Source organism: Pseudomonas bohemica, assembly GCF_002934685.1.
GTDB lineage: Bacteria > Pseudomonadota > Gammaproteobacteria > Pseudomonadales > Pseudomonadaceae > Aquipseudomonas > Aquipseudomonas bohemica.
The window spans coordinates 1-1,248 of record NZ_NKHL01000030.1 but is presented as its reverse complement, the minus strand read 5'-3'; the positions used below and the strand labels follow the sequence as shown (position 1 = coordinate 1,248).

At 55.9% G+C, this 1,248-nt stretch carries 1 protein-coding gene and 1 pseudogene; both read right to left on the bottom strand.

What is annotated here, in order from left to right:
- Positions 1 to 253 precede the first annotated feature (253 nt).
- Entirely contained in the window at positions 254 to 517 is a 264-nt protein-coding gene (locus CE491_RS00120; protein WP_110946375.1) for a hypothetical protein, read from the bottom strand.
- Positions 518 to 526: 9 nt separating this feature from the next.
- A pseudogene (locus CE491_RS31005) lies at positions 527 to 1,248 on the bottom strand (PAAR domain-containing protein); the annotation flags it as partial.

Sequence of the window (1,248 nt, the reverse complement as noted above, 5' to 3'; positions counted from 1 at the left end):
AACGCTGACGACTCATGGCACCTCCTATTTGGGCCTCATTATGAGGCTTGGAGGTGTCTATGAAACCAGGGGCGATTCAGGGTCAGTGTGGCATCGGCCACTGGGTCAATTCGGCGTCCGCGCCAACAGTCCCATACGCGCCGTCGCCCCCCATACTCAAGGCCTCATCGCGCGGAGCACGGCAGCAACTCGCGGGTTAAGAAGTTGGGCCGCATGCCTGCGGTAACCGGATGAGCACTCACTCAACGCTGCATCAGATCGCAGATCCTCTGCGGGCTCCCGGCTGTATCATTAGCAAGTCGTCGTGTTGCCGCCGACGACAGCTCATGACGAATGCCATTGCTGCATCAATATCGTTTTTGAAGTGTTCAAACACTGCCTGATCGATTTCGTAGTATTCCTCGTACTCCACCATACCATTGCTGACGGGAAAAGAGACATAAAAACGTCCCGTCGTCTCCTCGAATCCCATGGAAAATCTGTGTTGGCGGCTAACAAAATGATCGGTGAATTTCATGGGAGCTCTCTAAAAAATCAGTGGGGTCGCAGTAAAGGCATTCGGCGCAATTTTTCCAGCATCGATGACCGCCTCGCTGTTGCCGTCGGGTAGTTTTCCACCTGGCAACCATTGCTCGTTTGCTCCTGCCTCGTTGCCGGAAGGAATGCGGATATTCAGATCGCGGGGCTTCGGTATATCGACGCGCATCAACGTATCACTTTCCAGCGTGTTTTCTGGCAAACCTAACGCCTTCTCCAAGGCGCGTTTGTCACCGTTGGTGCTGACGAGAAGCTCATCCGCTTCGTGCTTGGGCATTACGAAGGTAGTGCCGTCCTCCCGCGCGATGCCGTATTTATCAAAAATCACCTGCGTAGTGAATCGTGAAGCTCCTTTGTCGAACTGTGCCAGATGCTCTGCCTCATATTCTGGCTCCAGATACTTGACTGCATCCGGCCTTGTGCCTTTTGGCATTTCCAAAATATCTGCCGTCGTGAATCCAGGCTTAAACCTGGGAGCTGATATCTTGGTGGGCGGCTTGCCCAGCTTCGCCATCTTCGGCCCCAGACCCAGCAGGGCCATCCCTGCCATACCCTGCAGCAGATCGCGATAACCCGGTCCGAGCCGGTCACCCAGATCGCCCAACAGGGTCATCCCGCCCATCATCGCCAGGCCAACCACCCCGAATCCGGCCAGTGCAGCCACACCTGCCATCGCTGCCAACACGAGTCCTGCGCCCGCAGCGATCAGCC